Annotated in this window: 13 protein-coding genes; 6 read left to right on the forward strand and 7 right to left on the reverse strand. The window is 60.3% G+C overall.

Translation table 11 applies throughout. The features are described from left to right. Positions 1–34: 34 nt before the first annotated feature. The 4 genes from FBY10_RS15730 to hrpA form a co-directional block, all read right to left on the reverse strand. Positions 35–280 carry an anti-sigma factor gene (locus FBY10_RS15730; RefSeq protein WP_131698650.1) on the reverse strand — a complete coding sequence of 82 codons (246 nt, stop codon included), beginning with the start codon at positions 278–280 and terminating at the stop codon, positions 35–37. Next, entirely contained in the window at positions 274–888 is a 615-nt protein-coding gene (locus FBY10_RS15735) for an RNA polymerase sigma factor (RefSeq protein ID WP_131698651.1), read from the reverse strand. Before FBY10_RS15735 ends, FBY10_RS15730 begins: the two co-directional genes overlap by 7 nt. 17 nt (positions 889–905) lie before the next feature. Beyond that, positions 906–2,027, reverse strand: coding sequence for a beta-ketoacyl-ACP synthase III (locus tag FBY10_RS15740; protein WP_131698652.1), 1,122 nt, complete (start codon positions 2,025–2,027; stop codon positions 906–908). A gap of 361 nt (positions 2,028–2,388) precedes the next feature. Further along, positions 2,389–6,300 carry an ATP-dependent RNA helicase HrpA gene (gene hrpA / locus FBY10_RS15745; RefSeq protein ID WP_145337002.1) on the reverse strand — a complete coding sequence of 1,304 codons (3,912 nt, stop codon included), beginning with the start codon at positions 6,298–6,300 and terminating at the stop codon, positions 2,389–2,391. Positions 6,301–6,775: 475 nt separating this feature from the next. On the opposite strand from hrpA, the gene FBY10_RS15750 reads away from it, so the two are divergent. Continuing rightward, positions 6,776–7,036 carry a hypothetical protein gene (locus FBY10_RS15750; protein WP_145337003.1) on the forward strand — a complete coding sequence of 87 codons (261 nt, stop codon included), beginning with the start codon at positions 6,776–6,778 and terminating at the stop codon, positions 7,034–7,036. 538 nt (positions 7,037–7,574) lie between these two features. Next, a complete protein-coding gene (locus FBY10_RS15755; protein ID WP_131698655.1) occupies positions 7,575–7,985 on the forward strand; it encodes a hypothetical protein in 411 nt (136 codons plus the stop codon). A gap of 131 nt (positions 7,986–8,116) precedes the next feature. Here FBY10_RS15755 and aceK read toward each other — a convergent pair whose 3' ends face one another. Further along, positions 8,117–9,838 carry a bifunctional isocitrate dehydrogenase kinase/phosphatase gene (gene aceK, locus FBY10_RS15760; protein WP_145337004.1) on the reverse strand — a complete coding sequence of 574 codons (1,722 nt, stop codon included), beginning with the start codon at positions 9,836–9,838 and terminating at the stop codon, positions 8,117–8,119. A 402-nt stretch (positions 9,839–10,240) separates the two neighbouring features. Between aceK and FBY10_RS15765 the strand changes: the two genes are divergently transcribed. Together FBY10_RS15765 and FBY10_RS15770 are read left to right on the forward strand one after the other, a co-directional pair. Continuing rightward, positions 10,241–11,851, forward strand: a complete 1,611-nt coding sequence (locus FBY10_RS15765; RefSeq protein ID WP_371920976.1) for a methyl-accepting chemotaxis protein — start codon at positions 10,241–10,243, stop codon at positions 11,849–11,851. Positions 11,852–11,903: 52 nt separating this feature from the next. Further along, complete coding sequence (locus FBY10_RS15770; protein WP_131698658.1) at positions 11,904–12,788, forward strand: DMT family transporter; 885 nt, start codon at positions 11,904–11,906, stop codon at positions 12,786–12,788. A 29-nt stretch (positions 12,789–12,817) separates the two neighbouring features. Here FBY10_RS15770 and FBY10_RS15775 read toward each other — a convergent pair whose 3' ends face one another. Next, positions 12,818–13,678: a DMT family transporter gene (locus tag FBY10_RS15775; RefSeq protein ID WP_145337005.1), complete on the reverse strand. Its 861-nt coding sequence runs from the start codon at positions 13,676–13,678 to the stop codon at positions 12,818–12,820. A gap of 424 nt (positions 13,679–14,102) precedes the next feature. Here FBY10_RS15775 and FBY10_RS15780 point away from each other — a divergent pair, with 424 nt between their 5' ends. Further along, complete coding sequence (locus FBY10_RS15780; protein ID WP_131699644.1) at positions 14,103–14,894, forward strand: CPBP family intramembrane glutamic endopeptidase; 792 nt, start codon at positions 14,103–14,105, stop codon at positions 14,892–14,894. A gap of 103 nt (positions 14,895–14,997) precedes the next feature. Continuing rightward, positions 14,998–16,563: a PAS domain-containing methyl-accepting chemotaxis protein gene (locus FBY10_RS15785; RefSeq protein ID WP_145337006.1), complete on the forward strand. Its 1,566-nt coding sequence runs from the start codon at positions 14,998–15,000 to the stop codon at positions 16,561–16,563. A gap of 93 nt (positions 16,564–16,656) precedes the next feature. Here FBY10_RS15785 and FBY10_RS15790 read toward each other — a convergent pair whose 3' ends face one another. After that, positions 16,657–17,349, reverse strand: coding sequence for an alpha/beta family hydrolase (locus FBY10_RS15790; RefSeq protein ID WP_145337007.1), 693 nt, complete (start codon positions 17,347–17,349; stop codon positions 16,657–16,659). Between the last annotated feature and the right edge of the window lie 10 nt (positions 17,350–17,359).

A 17,359-nucleotide genomic window follows, 5' to 3' on the forward strand; every position in this document is an offset into this window, starting at 1 on the left:
CCATCATCCGTCCGATCCATCCACGCGAGCCTGCTTATTCCCCGCCTTTCTGATCCTTGAGCCGCTCGGCAGCCAGCCGCTGCGCCAAGGCATCCACATCCTTTACCGGGTCGTCCGGCAAAATCCGCAACGTCGCCTGCATCAGGCGCATCTGGCGGATAAACCGTCGGCAGTTCGGGCAGAACATCAAGTGATGACGCACCAGCAGACGTTCACGAAAGGTCAATTGCCCATCGAGATAGTCACTGGAACGTGCCACTTGTTCTTTACAGGTCAACATTCGCCCGTTTCCTCAAAATGCTCCACCGTGGCGAAGACTTTAAGCCGTGCTCGATGCAACAGCACGCGGACATTGGAGAGTGAGAGCGTCAGAAGATTACAGATCTCCTCCAGCTCCAGCCCCTGCCGTTCACGCAGCACCAGCACGCTGCTTTGCAGTTCGGACAAACTCAGCAACGTGTGCTCCAGGCACTCGCGCAGTTCATCCTCGGTCAGTAAGGCTTCCGGGGTGTCCTGGTGCCAGGCATACGGGGCGACGGCCCAGTGGCCATCATCGGGGGAGAATCGGTCATCGCCGATGGTACCGTGGGGCGAAGGCAAATCGTCGAGCAACACTTCCCGGCGATTCTGCTTATAGCGCCCCTTGGCAGCGTTGGCGGTGATGGTCAGCAGCCAGGTCTTGAGACTGGAACGCCCTTCGAACTTGGCCAGGTTGCGCACCACCGACAGCCAGGCGTCCTGCACCACTTCGTCGGCATGGCGCTGGCCGGCGATGGCATACGCCACCGCCCGCATTGCGCTTTGGTACGTGGTGACCAATTCCTTGTAGGCCCGTTGCTCGCCCTTGAGCAGTCGTTCAAGCAGGTGCGCGTCGTCCGCTGCTGCCATTCAAGACCTCGATTGTCTTAACGCTTACGCAGGATCACGCTACCGATCGAATAGCCTGCGCCAAACGAACTGAGTACCGCGACGGCGCCCTTGGGCAGATCGTCCTGGTAGGTGTGAAACGCAATCACCGAACCCGCCGAGCTGGTATTGGCGTAAGTATCGAGGATCACCGGGGCTTCTTCCACCGTGGCTTCGCGGCCCAGCAGTTTCTTCACAATCAGGTGGTTCATGCTCAGGTTGGCCTGGTGCAGCCAGAAGCGCTTCACATCGGCCACGTTCAACTGGTTCTCTTCCAGGTGCACGCCGATCAGCTCGGCGACCATCGGGCACACGTCGCGGAAGACTTTGCGGCCTTCCTGCACGAACAGTTTGTCGGGCGCACCGATGCCCTCTTCCGCCGCGCGGTTGAGAAAGCCGAAGTTGTTGCGGATGTTATTGGAGAACTTGGTCAGCAGCTTGGTGCTCACCACGTCGAACTGATGCTCGGAGGTCGCCAGGTCGGCGCGCTCGAGGACCACGGCCGTGGCGGCGTCGCCGAAGATAAAGTGACTGTCACGGTCGCGGAAGTTCAAGTGGCCGGTGCAGACTTCCGGGTTGACCATCAGGATCGCCCGGGCCTGGCCCAGCTGGATGCTGTTGGCGGCGTTCTGGATGCCGAAGGTCGCCGAGGAACACGCCACGTTCATGTCGAAACCGAAGCCTGCGATGCCCAGGGCTTCCTGGACTTCGATGGCGATGGCCGGGTAAGCACGTTGCAGGTTGGAACAGGCGACGATCACGCCGTCGATGTCGGCAGCGGTCTTGCCGGCGCGCTGCAGGGCCTGTTCGGCGGCACCGATGGCCATCTGGCAAAGCACCGACCACTCGTCATTGCTGCGCTCAGGCAGGCGCGGCGCCATGCGCTGCGGGTCGAGGATGCCGTCCTTGTCCATCACAAAGCGGCTCTTGATGCCCGAGGCTTTTTCGATGAACGCAGCGCTCGACTCCGTCAGCGCCTGGACTTCACCGCGCTCGATGGCGGCGGCGTTGTCCGAATTGAACTGGTGCACGTAAGCATTGAAAGACTGCACCAGTTCTTCGTTGCTGATGCTGTTGGCAGGGGTGTAAAGGCCAGTGCCGCTGATGACGACGTTATGCACGATCGTTCCTCTAAATCTGTCAGGCAGATGATATTGGTACCGACGTACCAAACCGTAAGTAGTTCTATTCCGCCCAGCGGACATCAAACTGGCATCGCTTTATTCCATCGCGCCGTGGCTACACACCAGCCCATCACGACGATCCCGGCATTTATAACCGCGAAGTTTGCCACAAACCCTGGGGTTTGGCGCCATATGCCGGACAAACACCCTGATCAAAACGCCATCAAGTTTCAATGTGGGAGGGGGCTTGCCCCCGATAGCGGTGTGTCAGACAAAGATTCTGTGACTGATACACCGCTATCGGGGGCAAGCCCCCTCCCACATTTGGACCTGCTCAGTCTTGGAGACAGGGAGAGCTTCAGGGCTCTACTTGGCTCCACTGCTTGCTCAAGCGCTTGTCGGAAATCGGCACCTTGGTACCCAGCTGCTGGGCAAACAACGACACCCGATATTCCTCCAACCACCAGCGATACAGCTCCAGTTGCGGGTCGCGCTTGCCTTCCTGGGTGTGCTTGTTCAAGCGGTTCTGGTACTGCGCCCACAGGCCGCCCAGCTCGCTGCTCCACACGCGGTCCTTTTGCACCTGGCTCGGCAGTTTCTCCAGGCGCAATTCAATGGCCTTGAGAAAACGCGGCAATTCCTTGAACCACTGCGCCGGGGTTTCGCGCACAAAGCCGGGATACACCAGGTTGCTCAATTGCTGCTTGATGTCGTTCAGGGCCACGGCCTGGGCCAGGTCGATCTTGCCCTTGAAGCGCTTTTGCAGGCCATGCCAGAGCTTCAGCACTTCCAGGGTCAGGCGCGCCAGGCGTTCGGCGTGTTCGGTCCAACTGCCACGCTTGCGTTCAGCCAGCGCCGCCAATCCGGCACCGTCACGCGGCAAACTGGCTTCGCCGTCCAGCACGCAGGTGTCGAGGCTGGCCAGCAGGATGTCTTCCACCAGAGCATCGATACGCCCCAGTTCGCGGTACATCAGGCCCAGTTCAGTGAGGCCGGGCAATTTGCCGCGCAGGAATTTGGCCGGTTCCGCCAATTGCTGCATCAGCAGGCGCTGCAACGCACGGCGGTGCTGGAACTCAGCCTCGGCGGCGGTGGAAAAACGTCCCTCTTTGACGGTGCCGTTTTCTTCCACCAGCGCCGGGTAGACCGTCATCGACAGCCCGGCGATCTTCTGCTGGGTTTTCTCGGCCACCGCCGCGAACACCTTGGCCTCCACCGGCTGCTGGCTTTTCGCGGTGTGCGGCACGGCCAGCGCGGCCTGGCTGGCTTCGACAAAACGCGCGGTCAACTCGGCCAGGTCGCGGCCTTCGCCAAGGAACTTGCCTTGGCCGTCGACCACTTCCAGGTTCATCTTCAGATGGTTTTCCACCTGCTGCGCCGCTTCGGCCCAGGCCTCATCGCTGACCCGCGCCCCGGTCATGCGCAGCAACTCGCGCCCCAATGCCTGGGGCAGCGAGCCCTGACCAAACTCGATGCGCTGCAGCGCCGCCTTGACGAAATCCGGCACCGGCACGAAGTTCTTGCGCAGGGCCTTGGGCAGGTTGCGCACCAGGGCGATGCACTTGGCTTCGATCACCCCAGGCACCAGCCACTCCAGACGCTCCGGCGGCAAGGCCGGCAGCAGCGGTGCCGGTACGCGCAGGGTCACGCCGTCGCGGGGGTGGTTGGGTTCGAAGTGGTAACTCAGGGCCAGTTCCAGATCGCCCAGGTGCAGGGTGTCCGGGTAATGCGCGGCAGTGACTTCACTGGCCTCGCGGGCCAGCACGTCTTCTTCGCGCATGATCAGCAACTGCGGATCTTTCTGGCTGTTGACCTTGTACCAGCTGTCAAAGGTGGCGGTCTGGTGGATATCCGCCGGCAGCCGTGCATCGTAGAAGGCGTACAGGGTTTCTTCATCGGCCAGGATATCGCGGCGGCGCGCCTTGGCTTCCAGTTCGTCGAGTTGCTCCAGCAGTTGCTGGTTGGCCGTGAGGCACTTGGCGCGGGACTGGATCTCACCGCGCACCAGACCTTCGCGAATAAACAGCTCGCGCGACACCACCGGGTCAATCGGCCCGTAATGCACCGGCCGACGCCCGACCACGATCAGCCCGAACAGGGTGATCTGCTCGAACGCCACCACCTGGCCGCGCTTCTTCTCCCAGTGGGGTTCGAAGTGGTTCTTCTTGATCAAGTGCCCGGCCAGCGGTTCGATCCAGTCGGCATCGATCTTCGCCACCATGCGTGCATACAGCTTGGTGGTCTCCACCAGTTCGGCGGTCATCAGCCATTGCGGGCGTTTTTTGCCGATCCCCGAGGACGGGTGAATCCAGAAACGTCGCTGACGGGCGCCAAGGTAATCGCCGTCCTCGGTCTTCTGGCCGATCTGGCTGAGCAGACCGGACAGCACCGCCTTGTGCAGTTTGGGGAAGTCTGCCGGTTCTTTGTTGACGGTTAACTGCATGTCGCGACAGATCAGGCTCAACTGGCGATGGGAATCGCGCCACTCGCGCAGGCGCAGATAGTTGAGGAAGTTCTTGCGGCACCAGTTGCGCAGCGGGCTGGCGGTCAGCTCTTGGCGCTGCTCTTCAAAGCCACGCCACAAATTGACCAGCCCGGCGAAGTCCGAATCCGGGTCCTTCCATTGTGCGTGGGCCTGATCGGCGGCCTGCTGACGCTCCGGTGGGCGCTCGCGCGGGTCCTGGATCGACATGGCACTGGCCACGATCAACACTTCCTGCAAACTGCCAAGCTTGGCGGCTTCAAGCAGCATGCGGCCCATGCGCGGGTCCACCGGCAGGCGCGCTAACTGGCGGCCCAGGGGGGTCAGCTGGCTGTTGCGGTCGACCGCCGAGAGCTCCTGCAACAGGTTGAAACCGTCGCTGATGGCCTTGCCATCCGGCGGCTCGATAAACGGGAAGTCGGTGATTTCGCCCAGGCGCAGGTGCAGCATCTGCAGGATCACCGCCGCGAGGTTGGTGCGCAGGATTTCCGGGTCGGTAAATTCCGGACGCCCGATAAAATCCTCTTCGCTGTACAACCGAATGCAAATCCCCGGCTCCACCCGGCCGCAACGACCTTTACGCTGGTTGGCACTGGCCTGGGAAATCGCCTCGATCGGCAGGCGCTGCACCTTGGCGCGGTAGCTGTAGCGGCTGATGCGAGCGGTGCCGCTGTCGATCACATAACGAATGCCCGGCACCGTCAGCGAGGTTTCCGCGACGTTGGTCGCCAGTACCACGCGGCGCCCTGGGTGGGACTGGAAAATGCGCTGTTGTTCGGCCGGCGACAGGCGCGCGTACAACGGCAGAATCTCGGTGTGCTTGAGCTGGGCCTTGCGCAGCATGTCGGCCGCGTCGCGAATCTCGCGCTCGCCGGGCAAAAACACCAGCACGTCGCCGGGACTGCGCCGTTCGCTGCGCTCATAGGCGGCGATTTCGTCGAGGGTGGCGAGGATCGCCTGGTCGACGGTCAGGTCGTCTTCGACACGGTTGCCTTCCTCGTCCTGTTCCAGGGTCAGCGGGCGATACCAGGTGTCGACCGGGAAGGTACGACCCGACACCTCGACAATCGGTGCGTCGTCGAAGTGCTTGGAAAAACGTTCCAGGTCGATGGTCGCCGACGTGATGATGACTTTCAGGTCCGGACGACGCGGCAGCAGGGTTTTCAGGTAACCCAGCAGGAAGTCGATGTTCAGGCTGCGTTCGTGGGCTTCGTCGACGATGATCGTGTCGTAGCGTTCCAGGTAACGGTCGTTCTGGGTTTCCGCCAGCAGGATGCCGTCGGTCATCAGCTTGATCAGGGTGTTGGCGTCGCTCTGGTCTTCGAAGCGCACCTGATAGCCGACCAACGCACCCAGCGGCGTGGCCAACTCTTCGGCGACGCGGCTGGCCACGCTGCGCGCAGCGATCCGGCGTGGCTGGGTATGGCCGATCAGGCCGTATTGGCCGCGGCCGATTTCCAGGCAGATTTTCGGCAACTGGGTGGTCTTACCCGAGCCGGTTTCGCCGGCAATGATCAGCACCTGATGCTTGAGCAGCGCGTCCTTGATCTCATCGCGCTTGGCGGCAATCGGCAGGCTGTCGTCGTAACGAATCACCGGCAGGCTGGCACGCCGCGCCGTGACCTGGGCGCAGGACGCCTGCATGCGCGTGACCCACTGCGCCAGCTTCTCCTCGTCGGGTTTCTTGCGCAGCTCGAGCAACTGGCGCCGCAAGCGGTGTCGGTCGGCGAGCATGGCGTGGTCGAGGTTTTTCAGCAGTTGGTCGATAGCGGGCGCTTGGTCAGTCATCAGGGCGGCAAGGGTCTTTTGGGTGAGGCAGGTGAGGCCTGCGCAGCGTAAGTCGTCAGAGAGGACGGGGATTGTCGCAGATTTCGACAAGTATGGAGACGGTCAGTCAATCATGACTGCGCTGACTTACCACTGAGGACGATATTTACTACGACACTGAGTGGACCATTCGGTAGTTTCAATAGCAGCAGTCCGATGGGATGGATGGCATGTGAACGGTTCAATGAGACTTCCAGACACCAACCTAATGTGAAACGGAGCCTCCATGCAGATCATGCCGTCCACTACACGCTCAGACGACCCGCCCTCTTACGCTGAAGCAATGAGTTCTCGGAACCCGCCGCCCTATGAACACCCTACAATGCCCGGGTGCCAATAGTGCAAAGCGCAAGAACCCACTATTCAACGTGCTCGCTTGGCCGCAATCGGCAGGCTGTCGTCATAGCGAATCACCGACAGGCTGGCGCCGCAAGCGGTGGCGGTCGACGAGCATGGCGTGGTCGAGGCTTTTCAGCAGTTGGTCGATAGCGGGCGCTTGGTCAGTCATCAGGTCGGTAACGGTTTTTTAAGTAAGGTTGGTGAGGCCTGCACAGCGCAAGTCATCAAAGAGGAAGGAATTGTCGAAGATTTCGGCAAGTCTGGAGACGGTCAGTCAATCACGACCGCGCTGACCTACCGCCTAAAAGGACATTTACTACGACACCGAGTGGATCATTCTGTCTTTTTAACAGCATAAGTCCGATGGAATGGATGGCGTGTGAAAGGTTCAATAAAACTTCCAGACACATCTGGCCAACCTTCATTTCTTAACGTGAACAGGAGTTTCCATGGAGATCAGTCCATCCACTACGCGCCTAGACAACCCGCCCTCCTACGCCGAAGCAACGAATCCTCGAAACCCGCCGCCCTATGAACACCCTCCCAGCTATGCGCGAGCAACAGGTACGCAGCGTTCGACGAGCAATAGCCGTACTCCATCCGCGCCAGCCACCAACCTGACAGCCAATCGAATCGCGAACTACCACACTACAAGCCAGGCCAATCGAGGAATGCGCTTCATGAGTAACCTTTAACAAAAGAAAAGCCAAGAAGACGCGTCTTTTTCCATTCGATACTTGAATACGCCATTAAAAAACATAGAAAACTATTCCACCAGAGGAATAAAGAAGCATCTCGCACTTTTGTGAGAACTCACTGATGCGCTGATGTAATATCGAAATTATATTCGGCGCGCTGTTTATCAATCATCAACAACAGTGTTCATCGGAGTTTTTATGCCTATAGATCGCATGTCTTCCTCTCGTGTCGGAGGCTATGGACATTCATTTGCGGAAAAGCACCAACGTACGCCCGACAGCATGCCACAAGGTGCATCGGCATCTTCCTCCAGCTCGTGGAAAACCATTGAAACTTTAAAAAGTCTCCCCACCGACTTCCCCACGTCCAAATTCGGTCAAAGTTACGTTGACAAGCCTATAGGTTTGCTACAGAGAAAAATTGAATTGCAGGACAAAGGATATTCAACCAAGAATATCGACAAAACGTATAAAGAATCGATGAATGACCTCTACCAGGCAACGGCTAAAGGCCAGAGGAGTTCGCCCAACGAAACAGACAGGAACCGTTTGACTAACTGGAGTGACAGGATACTGGAAACTAACAAAGACATGCCATTCCTGAAGTAAACTCAACCGAACCATTAGACATATCGACTTATAACCTGCATCACCTTGAACTACTGGCACTTTTATAATTGCCAGTAGTTTTTTTCAGTAGGCACACTCCAGGGTGTGCTAAACCACAGTGACTGAGCGGTTCAAGACACTTCTCCCCACCTGCGCCGATACGGAAACACATCAATCACCTTTCCCGCCCGAATTGTATCCTGCAGGCCTTTCCAGTAATCGGCGTTGTACAGCTCGCCGTGCAGTTGATCGAACAACTTGCGCTGGCCGGCATCGGCGAACAGAAACGGCGGGAATTCTTCCGGGAATACATCCAGCGGGCCGATGGAGTACCAGGGCTCGGACGCCATTTCGTCCTCGGGGGTACGCGGCGCGGGGATGTGGCGAAAGTTGGCCTCGGTGAGAAAGCAGATTTCGTCATAGTCATAAAACACTACGCGCCCATGGCGGGTAACGCCGAAGTTCTTCAGCAGCATGTCGCCGGGGAAGATATTCGCCGCCGCCAGTTGCTTGATCGCCAGGCCGTAGTCTTCCAGGGCTTCACGCACCTGGGCGGGGTTGGCGTTTTCCAGGTAGAGGTTCAGCGGGGTCATGCGCCGTTCGGTCCAGCAGTGGCGAATCAGCACGGTGTCGCCTTCCACTTCGACGGTGCCGGCAGCGACGTCCAACAATTCAGCCAGGCACTCGGGCTCGAACTTGCTCAGGGGAAAGCGGAAGTCGGCAAACTCCTGGGTATCGGCCATGCGCCCGACGCGATCGACGCTTTTGACCAGGCGGTACTTCTCGATCACCGTGGCGCGGTTGACGTTTTTCGACGGTGAAAATCGGTCCTTGATGATCTTGAACACGGTGTTGAAGCCCGGCAGGGTGAACACACTCATGACCATGCCACGTACGCCGGGGGCCATGATGAATTGATCGTCGGTGGTGGCCAGGTGGTTGATAAGCGCGCGGTAAAACTCCGATTTGCCGTGCTTGTAGAAACCAATCGAGGTGTACAGCTCGGCGATGTGCTTGCCCGGCAGGATGCGTTTGAGAAAGCCGACGAATTCCGCCGGCACCGGCACGTCGACCATGAAGTAGGAACGGGTGAACGAAAAGATGATCGACACCTCCGCCTCGTCGGTGATCAACGCATCGATCTGGATGCCCTGCCCTTCGCGGTGCAGCAGCGGAATCACCAGGGGCCATTGCTCGTCGCGGGTGTAGATGCGCCCTACGAGGTAGGCGCCTTTGTTGCGGTAGAGCACCGAGGAAAACAGCTCGACCTTGAGGTCCGGATCCTTGCACACCCAGTCCGGCAGGTTTTCCCGCAGTTGGATTTCGAGGCGCCCCAGGTCGGCCGCCAGATCGGCGTAGGGCTCGCTGAAACGATAGTCCGCAAAAATCTGCGCGAGCATTTCGGGAATCTGGCCGGCAGGCGCGTAGATCCGGGTTTGTGCCGCCCGTGCCCGGCGCAGGCTCGGCCGAGTGGTGTGGATGAACATGCAGCCGTCGCTGATCAGGTCATGGCTGAACAGGCCGCAGAAGATCGAGTTGTACCAGGTCTCGGACAGCTCATCGTCAAAACGCAGGTCGATCAGGCCGATGTAGGCGCTTTTCACCAGCGGCCATAGATCAATGTCGAACAATGTGCCGCCCTCGAAATTCCCACGCAGGCGCGTGGTCACTTCACCGACCTTGTCTTCATACAGGTTGATCCGCGCCGCCGAGGCCGCTTGCCCCTGCTGCCACTGGGCCTTTTCGAAACGCTCGCGGGCGCCATCGGTGATCTGGCGAAAGTGCTCGCGGTAATCGTCGAAGCCTTCGAGGATCGTGCGGGCGATAGCGAGGGCGGGCGTGGATGTCGACATGCGGGAAACCTCTACGGGTATCTGGAAGCCCTGAGCTTAGCCAGTGTACGAAGGCAGGAGAAGGGTCATTTTTTGCACTGACTTGTACGGCTCTGTTCATTTCGTACATTTATTTTCAATTTTTTAATTCGACCATCTGGTCAATAAACGCCCCTTACAGTCCCAGCGCGTTTTATCCACACGCCTTTACTATCGTGGCCTGGCCGGTAGAGGCGGGAAACCGCCAGCCAGCACGGGGGCGCACCCTCCGCAGGGCTTTGGATCCAACTAAGGGAAACCCCGATTACCACCTTAATGGCACTTTGATATACAGCGCGCCCTCTCCCACCCTAACAAGGTCCGAAGACCGATCCGGGAGCAGGTTCTAATCGCCCAAGGAGCATTGAGATGTCATTGAGGAATATGAGGATCGGTCTGCGTGCCGGCCTGAGTTTTGGGGTTTTGGCCAGCTTGCTGGTGATTGTGGGAATGTTTGGCCTGGGCCAGATGGCCAAGCTGCGCGAAAGCGCGCTGGTCATTGAACAGTCGTGGATGCCGAGCATCGAGAATATCCACGACAGCGCAGCCTTGGTGGCCACCATCCGCCTGGAATCCCTGCGCCTGGTGAGCACCGACGAATCTCGCGTGCGTGACACCAGCAGAGGCCTGATCAGCCGTACCAGCAACGAACTGCAAGCCCTGCTCGATCGCCATGAAACCTTGCTGAGCAATGACGAAGAGCGCGATCTGCTGAAAACCCTCAAGAGCAATGTCGCAACGTACCTGGCCATCGTCGGGCAGATGGTCGCGCTGGTGGACAAGGATCAACAGCAAGACGCCCTCGACCTGCTCGTCAGCCGCCTCGCCCCTCAGGGCACGATCTTGAGCCAGAGCCTGGAAAAACTGATCGTCTTTAACCAGAACGGCGTCGAAGCAGCGGCTGATTCGGCCGCACGGATGTATTCGAGCGCACAGTGGATTGTCGGCCTGATTATCGCCGTCGCCCTGATCACCACCTTACTGCTGGCCTGGCTGCTGACCCGCAGCATCACCGCGCCGATCGGCCAGGCCCTGAAGGTGGCTCGCACCATCGCCGCCGGCGACTTGAGCCAGCCGATTGTGGTGCGCGGCCATGACGAACCCGCGCAATTGCTGACCGCCTTGGCGACCATGCAAGTGCAGCTGCAGACCACCATCCGTGGCATCAGCGAATCGGCGCAGCAACTGGCTTCCGCCGCCGAAGAAATGAGCTCGGTGATGGAACAAAGCACGCGCGGCCTGCAGGCGCAGAATGATGAAATCGAGCAGGCTGCCACCGCCGTGACCGAGATGAGCACGGCGGTGGACCAGGTCGCGGGTAATGCGGTGTCCAGTGCCGAGGCGTCCCAGGCTTCCGATGAAGACAGCAAGCACGGCCACTACCAGATCAGCGAAACCATCAACTCGATCCAGAACCTGGTGGACGAAGTGCTCGGCGCCTCCAACAAGGCCGAAGGCCTGGCGCTGCAAGCCCAGGACATCAGCAAGGTGCTGGAAGTGATTCGCGGCATTGCCGGGCAAACCAACCTGCTGGCGCTCAACGCAGCGATTGAAGCGGCGCGTGCCGGTGAAGCCGGGCGTGGGTTCGCGGTAGTCGCCGACGAGGTGCGTTCGCTGGCACAGCGCACCCAGGACTCCACCGAAGAAATCGAGCAGATGATCACCGGTATCCAGCAAGGCACCCAGGATACGGTCACAGCGTTGAACAGCAGTGCCGAGCACGCCGGCCAGACCCTGCAACGGGCCAACGGCGCCGGCAGCGCCCTGGAGAAAATCACCGCCGCCATCTCGCAGATCAGCCAGCGCAACCTGGTGATAGCCAGCGCCGCCGAGCAACAGGCACTGGTAGCGCGTGATGTGGACCGCAGCCTGGTGAACATCCGCGACCTCTCCACCCAGACCGCCGCCGGCGCCACCCAGACCTCGGCCGCCAGCCAGGAACTGTCGCGGCTGGCGGTGGACCTCAATGGGCTGGTGACGCGGTTTGTCCTGTAATCAGTGAAAGCGGCGTGCAACACTCGCCGCCTTATTGATGTAGGAGCGTTCCGTGAGGCCTGTTGACACCCTTTACCTGCTGGGGCTCGCCGCCATCTGGGGCGCGAGCTTTCTGTTCATGCGCATCATCGCGCCGGAAATCGGCACGGTGCCGACCGCATTTTTCCGCGTATCGATTGCCGCCGCAGGCTTGCTGGTGATGCTGGCGGTGATGCGGGTGCGCTGGGATTTCCAGGGCAAGTTCAAGACCGTGCTATTGCTGGGGGTGATCAACTCGGGGATCCCGGCGACCATGTATTCGGTGGCGGCCCAGGTGCTGCCGGCGGGTTACTCGGCGATCTTCAATGCCACCACGCCGTTGATGGGCGTGTTGATTGGCGGGCTGTTTTTCAGTGAGCGCCTCACCGCGTCGAAAATCGCCGGGGTGTGCCTGGGCCTGTTCGGCGTGGGCGTGCTGACTCGCGCGGGGCCGGTGGCGTTTGACCTGGAATTATTGATGGGCGCACTGGCCTGCCTGTTGGCCACCACCTGTTATGGCTTTGCCGGTTTCCTCGCGCGGCGCTGGCTGGACCAGCGTGGCGGGCTGGACAGTCGTCTCGCGGCCCTGGGCAGCATGCTGGGCGCGACGCTGTTTCTGCTGCCGTTGTTTGCCTACAGCGCGATCAGCCATCCGCCCGCGAGCTGGGGTGGGTGGCAGGTGTGGCTGTCGTTGCTGGGGTTGGGGCTGGTGTGTACGGCGTTTGCTTATGTTTTGTACTTCCGACTGCTCACCGCTATCGGACCGGTGAGATCGATGACCACCACCTTCCTGATCCCGCCGTTTGGGGTGTTGTGGGGGGCGCTGTTGCTCGACGAACCATTATCAATGGCGCATTTATATGGCGGCATGTTGATTGCCGGGGCGTTGTGGCTGGTATTGCGGCCTCGAAAACCGTAGGCACCGGCTGGCCGGCGCCTACGGGGGGGTCAGTTTTTGCGGAACACGAAGACCAGCCCAATGATGATCAAGCCCATCCCCAACAGGCTCAGCACCGCCAGCCGGTTGCCGAAGATCAGGTAATCCATCACCGCCGTCACCGCCGGCACCAGGTAGAACAGGCTGGTGACATTCACCAGGTTGCCCCTGGCGATCAGACGGTACAGCAACAGCGTTGCCAGTACCGACACCACCAGGCCCATCCACAGCACCGGCAGGTAAAAGCCGGCGTTGTGTTCAACATGGAACGGCTGGAACGGCACAAACACCGAACACAACACCAGTCCCGCCAGGTACTGCACCGGCAGGGTGCCGAGGGGGTTGTCGGTGATGCGCTTTTGCATGATCGAGCCGAAGGTCATGCTTGCCAGGGCCAGCAGCCCGAACAGCATCCCGGCCAGGGACATGCCCGACAGCCCGATGCCTTGGTAGACCACCATGATCAGCCCGGCCAAGCCCAGACTCAGGCCGAACATGCGACGCCAGGAACGCTGGCGCTCCATCAGCACCACGGTGAGGATCGGCTGCACCCCCATGATGGTCGCCATGACGCCGGGGGTGACGTTGAGGTCCAGGGCCAGCAGATAGAAAATCTGATAGGCCCCCAACAACACCAATCCGGTTGCCGCCGCGTACAGCATGGGCTTGCCGGGACGCGGCAGTTTCAGCTTGAGGATCGGCACCAGCACCACCAAGCCTGCAAGGGCGACGGCAAAGCGGATCAACAGAAACGCGAAGGGTGACGCATGGGCCAGGCCCAGTTTGGAGAAGATCGCCCCGCTGCTCCACAGCAGGACAAACAGGCTCGTCGAGGCCGCCGCGGCCACGGAGTGTTTCGAAAGAACGGACATGGATACCACCTGTAATCAGGCAAAAAAAGCCGATTCAGCAGCAGATGCTGAAATTCAGTAGTTTTTTTCAGGCAGGCACAGCGGGAACAGCAACGCGCTGATCAGCCCGGAATGCCAACACCCGGCGGTGATGCGACTGCGTACACCGGGGTGCTACTGACAGGTGGGGGGTAGTGACTGATCTGCACAGACTGCTTGTTCGCGCACGGCACGACCACAGCGTTGACCGCTGAATCGACTACCGCTATGCGCAGGGAAGCTGGCATGTGCTGATCTTTTTGAAGGGATAACGACGTGAGGACTATAACCAGCCAATGACATGTTTTGCAATCACTTGCCCAAACCCTGTTGCGTGGAGGCGTTTTCACGTTCCGGCGCGCGGGCCGTCGCTATAATGCCGACCGGTTTTTCCCAAGGAATCCCCATGCTCGCATTGCCCTGGCTGTACCTGACGCTGCTTTCCATCGGCTATGTGCTGGCCTTGGCCTACGGGCAACTGGGCGTGCTGGCGCTGGTGTCCATCGCCCTGCTGTTGATCGCCGGCTATGCCGTACGCCAGCAACGCACGCCGTGGGCACGCAACCTCGGCCACGGGCTGTTTATCGTACTGGCCCTGAGCCTGGCAATGCACTGGTTGCCGGGGTTCTACAACGGACGCGGCATTGACCCGCAGCGCCTCACGCCTGATGCCGTGCCGTTCTCGATGTACCTGAACCAGGACAAGCCCTTGATTGGCTTTTGGTTGTTGCTGGCCTGCCCGTGGATTGTGGCGCGGCGTTCGTTGCGCTTGTCGATCTGCGTCACCGCGTTGGCGCTGGCGCTGACCGCCATCATCGCTCTGGGTGGCGCAGCCTTGCTGGGCGTGATCAGTTGGGCACCGAAATGGCCGGACCAGGCCTGGCTGTGGGTGCTCAATAACCTGCTGCTGGTGACCCTGGTGGAAGAAGCGCTGTTCCGTGGCTACATTCAAGGCGGCTTGAGCCGGCGCTTCAAACAGTTGCCCTACGGCGAAAACCTCGCGCTGCTGCTGGCGTCGCTGCTGTTCGGGCTGGTGCACGTGGGCGCGGGGTGGCATTGGGTACTGCTGGCGAGCATCGCCGGGGTCGGTTATGGCCTGGCTTATCGGTTTGGCGGGCTGGGTGCGGCGATTGCCACGCACTTTGGCTTGAATCTGCTTCACTTCGGGTTGTTTACCTATCCGATGCTAGCGGGTTGACACCACCTCCAGAAACGAGCAACCCGCCGATTGTTGCAAAAATAAGTTAAATAAACCCCCGTTACCGCCGATACCCATTGAAAGCCTTGCGGATTGAACAATCATGCGTAATAACCAACCCGTTACCCAGCGCGAACGTACCTTCCCCGCTCAGCAACGGTTGATCTCCACCACAGATGCCAAAGGCGTGATCACCTACTGCAACGACGCTTTCGTTGAAATCAGTGGGTTCTCTCGCGACGAACTGGTGCGTGCCCCGCACAACCTGGTGCGTCATCCGGACGTGCCAGCGGCCGTGTTCGGGCATATGTGGACCACGCTCAAACAAGGCTTGCCATGGATGGGCATCGTTAAGAACCGTTGCAAGACGGGCGATCACTACTGGGTTAACGCCTATGTGACGCCGGTCTTTGAAGGCAATCAGGTGGTCGGCTACGAATCGGTGCGCATCAAGCCCACTGCCGAGCAGATCCGCCGTGCCGAGGCGCTCTACCAACGCATCAACCAGGGCAAGTCGGCCGTTCCCCAGCGGGACAAGTGGTTGCCGGTGTTGCAGGACTGGGTGCCGTTTATCCTGATCAGCCAACTGAGCTTCATGATCGGTGCGTCGCTCAACTCCCACTGGGGCTTTGCCCTGGCGGCGGGGTTGTCGGTGCCATTGGGGCTGCTGGGCCTGAGCTGGCAACAGCGCGGTCTCAAGCGCTTGCTGCGTCTGGCCGAGCAGACCACGTCCGACCCGTTGATCGCACAGATGTACACCGACAGCCGTGGCGCCCAGGCACGCCTGGAGATGTCGATCCTCAGCCAGGAGGCGCGTCTGAAGACCTGCCTGACGCGTTTGCAGGACACTGCCGAGCACCTCAACGACCAAGCGGCGCAGTCCAACACCCTGGCGCATAACAGCTCCAGCGGCCTGGAACGCCAGCGCGTGGAAACCGAACAGGTGGCCACTGCGGTCAACCAGATGGCGGCGACCACCCAGGAAGTGGCCAGCCATGTGCAGCGCACCGCCGATGCTACCCAGGAAGCCAATCGCCTGACCGGTCGCGGTCGCTCTATTGCCGGGGAAACCCGCGAGGCGATTCAGCGTCTGTCGGTGGCCGTGGGCGAGACCGGCGTGACCGTCACCCAACTGGCCAAGGACAGTGATGAGATCGGCGGCGTAGTCGACGTGATCAAAGGCATTGCCGACCAAACCAACCTGCTGGCGCTCAACGCCGCCATTGAAGCGGCGCGTGCCGGAGAGATGGGCCGTGGTTTTGCGGTGGTCGCTGATGAAGTCCGCCAACTGGCGCAGCGCACCACTGAGTCGACCGGGCAGATCCATGCCCTGATCGCCAAGCTGCAGCAAACCGCTGCCGCCGCCGTGCAAACCATGGATGCCGGGCATCGCCAGGCCGAAGAAGGTGTGGCGCGGGTGATGGAGGCGGATCAGGCGTTGGTGGGCATCAGTGAAGCGGTGGCACATATCACCGACATGACCACCCAGATTGCAGCCGCCACCGAAGAGCAAAGCTCGGTAGCCGAAGAGATCAGCCGTAATATCAGCACCATTGCGCTGTTGGCGGATCAGACTTCGGAGCAGGCGATGAACTCGGCGCAGTTGAGTGAAGAGCTGACGCATACGGCGAATACCCAGTATTCGTTGGTCGAGCGTTTCAACCGGTAAACCGCTATCGGGAGCAAGCCCCCTCCCACAGTTAACCGCGTACATCCCTTGGAATGCGGTCGAATGTGGGAGGGGGCTTGCTCCCGATTGGCCCTAACAGGCGCTGAGAAACTCAGCCACTTGCACGGCCGCAGCCTCCAAATGCTGCTCATGCGTAAACCCCGAAGCCTTCAACGGCTTCAAGTCATGATCCCCCGCCTCCAGCCACATCACCTCGATGCTCGGCGACAAATCATAGCCTTCCACCGCCACCCGATTACCCAAGGCATCGCGCTCGCCCTGCACAATCAGCGTCGGCGTGTTCAGCCCGGCCAGGTGCTCGACCCGGGGTTTCTCCGGTTTCCCCACTGCATAGAACGGATACCCCAGGCACACCAGCCCATCTGCCGCCAATTCATCCGCCAACAGACTCGCCATGCGCCCACCCATGGACTTGCCGCCAATGGCCAGTTTCCCAGCGACATGACGTCGCACCTCGGCATACACCCCGCGCCACGCCTCCAACAGTTTCGGCGCCGGGTTGGGCGGGCGTTTACCGCCGTCCAATCGACGTTGAGCCATGTAGGGAAACTCGAAGCGCAACACGTTGACGCCATGCCCGGCAAGGCGTGCAGTCATGTCGTTCATGAAGGATGAGTCCATCGGTGCGCCGGCGCCATGGGCAAGGATCAGCGTCACGCAATCACCCGAAGCAGCGCCCGACGCGACATCCCAAAGCCAGCCATGTTCCCGCACACACTGCGCCCATTGATCCCCGTCAATACTGGCCTTGTGCTCTTTGCCCATGCTTGCCTCG

Origin of the sequence: Pseudomonas sp. SJZ103, from assembly GCF_007828335.1 — a bacterium.
Lineage (GTDB): Bacteria > Pseudomonadota > Gammaproteobacteria > Pseudomonadales > Pseudomonadaceae > Aquipseudomonas.

What these genes read in the sequence shown, in the direction of transcription:
- FBY10_RS15755 (WP_131698655.1), top strand. Translation starts at nt 7,575, where the DNA reads ATGCCTATAGATCGCATGTCTTCCTCTCGTGTCGGAGGCTATGGACAT.
- aceK (WP_145337004.1), bottom strand. Translation starts at nt 9,838, where the DNA reads ATGTCGACATCCACGCCCGCCCTCGCTATCGCCCGCACGATCCTCGAA.
- FBY10_RS15735 (WP_131698651.1), bottom strand. Translation starts at nt 888, where the DNA reads ATGGCAGCAGCGGACGACGCGCACCTGCTTGAACGACTGCTCAAGGGC.
- FBY10_RS15790 (WP_145337007.1), bottom strand. Translation starts at nt 17,349, where the DNA reads ATGGGCAAAGAGCACAAGGCCAGTATTGACGGGGATCAATGGGCGCAG.
- FBY10_RS15775 (WP_145337005.1), bottom strand. Translation starts at nt 13,678, where the DNA reads ATGTCCGTTCTTTCGAAACACTCCGTGGCCGCGGCGGCCTCGACGAGC.
- FBY10_RS15785 (WP_145337006.1), top strand. Translation starts at nt 14,998, where the DNA reads ATGCGTAATAACCAACCCGTTACCCAGCGCGAACGTACCTTCCCCGCT.
- FBY10_RS15765 (WP_371920976.1), top strand. Translation starts at nt 10,241, where the DNA reads ATGAGGATCGGTCTGCGTGCCGGCCTGAGTTTTGGGGTTTTGGCCAGC.
- FBY10_RS15780 (WP_131699644.1), top strand. Translation starts at nt 14,103, where the DNA reads ATGCTCGCATTGCCCTGGCTGTACCTGACGCTGCTTTCCATCGGCTAT.
- hrpA (WP_145337002.1), bottom strand. Translation starts at nt 6,300, where the DNA reads ATGACTGACCAAGCGCCCGCTATCGACCAACTGCTGAAAAACCTCGAC.
- FBY10_RS15730 (WP_131698650.1), bottom strand. Translation starts at nt 280, where the DNA reads ATGTTGACCTGTAAAGAACAAGTGGCACGTTCCAGTGACTATCTCGAT.